This window comes from Arthrobacter mobilis (assembly GCF_012395835.1).
Classification (GTDB): domain Bacteria; phylum Actinomycetota; class Actinomycetes; order Actinomycetales; family Micrococcaceae; genus Crystallibacter; species Crystallibacter mobilis.
Map to the genome: position 1 here is coordinate 1 of NZ_JAAZSQ010000075.1, position 852 is coordinate 852.

Below are 852 nucleotides of genomic sequence, written 5' to 3' on the forward strand. Positions count from 1 at the left end.
TTGGTTGACCAGCGACCAAAGGGTTGTTTTTTTTCCGGTGCATCGATATTTATCAATCGGACTCGAATCGGAACTTCATACACAACAATTTTCGCGGGTAGTGTTTTAACTTCGATGGTATCTCCATCGAGAACGCGAATAACTTTCCCCTGAATCTGAGCAGCACACAATGTAGCTGGCAACAGGGCAACAGCAAAGGAAAGAACATTAAAAAAATGTCTCATTGCTTTCTTCCCTCCCATATTGCTGAGAGTCTTTTAAAAATGGATAAAACGACGACTAAAGCCACTGCGATAACAGCCAACGAAGGAAGTACATAGCTGTATAACTCAACCATGAAATTAATAAACTCAATGAGCGATTGCGGCTTTAAGGAAGCATCCCACAAAACGATAACAAAACGATAAAGCCCATAGACAATTGCCGGAAACCAGACCATAAACAACAAAATTTCAGTAAAAACAGAAGCGACCGATTTGACACTATCGATAATTTCAATTCCGGCAATTCTCACACTTCTTGCATCAGGTACGTTAATAATTTTCATCCTCCCACCCCTGTAAAAAATGTTCGCAAGTTCCAGTCTCAAACCTGAAACTTGCGTATTCACATCAGAATTAAATCAAACAGAATTAAAAGTTTTTCAATCGGCCAAAGCTTGAAATAATTTTACTTACTGTACCTGCATCAGCCGCAGGACATTCATTTAGTTTTTTCTTTCTGGCATCTGCCGTGTGATCGGGTAAAAAACCATGTTTATTCTTTTTCCTGATTGACATAAAACTTTTATACATCGGGTCACATTCTGCCGGACTACTTCCGTCAAGTTTTCCGGCAAGGCATAACACCATT

At 39.6% G+C, this 852-nt stretch carries 3 protein-coding genes; all 3 read right to left on the bottom strand.

Annotated elements, in window-relative coordinates; translation table 11 throughout:
- Window positions 1-224 (bottom strand): thermonuclease family protein (locus HGG74_RS20895; RefSeq protein WP_376766167.1); only part of this gene is annotated, 224 nt, incomplete at its 3' end.
- Entirely contained in the window at window positions 221-547 is a 327-nt protein-coding gene (locus tag HGG74_RS20900; RefSeq protein ID WP_004208538.1) for a hypothetical protein, read from the bottom strand. The genes HGG74_RS20900 and HGG74_RS20895, both read right to left, overlap by 4 nt.
- Window positions 548-632: 85 nt before the next feature.
- Window positions 633-852 (bottom strand): TrbM/KikA/MpfK family conjugal transfer protein (locus HGG74_RS20905; RefSeq protein ID WP_116979387.1); only part of this gene is annotated, 220 nt, incomplete at its 5' end.

Bases quoted from the DNA above. Each gene is read 5' to 3' on its own strand.
- HGG74_RS20900 (WP_004208538.1), bottom strand. From the start codon at position 547: ATGAAAATTATTAACGTACCTGATGCAAGAAGTGTGAGAATTGCCGGA.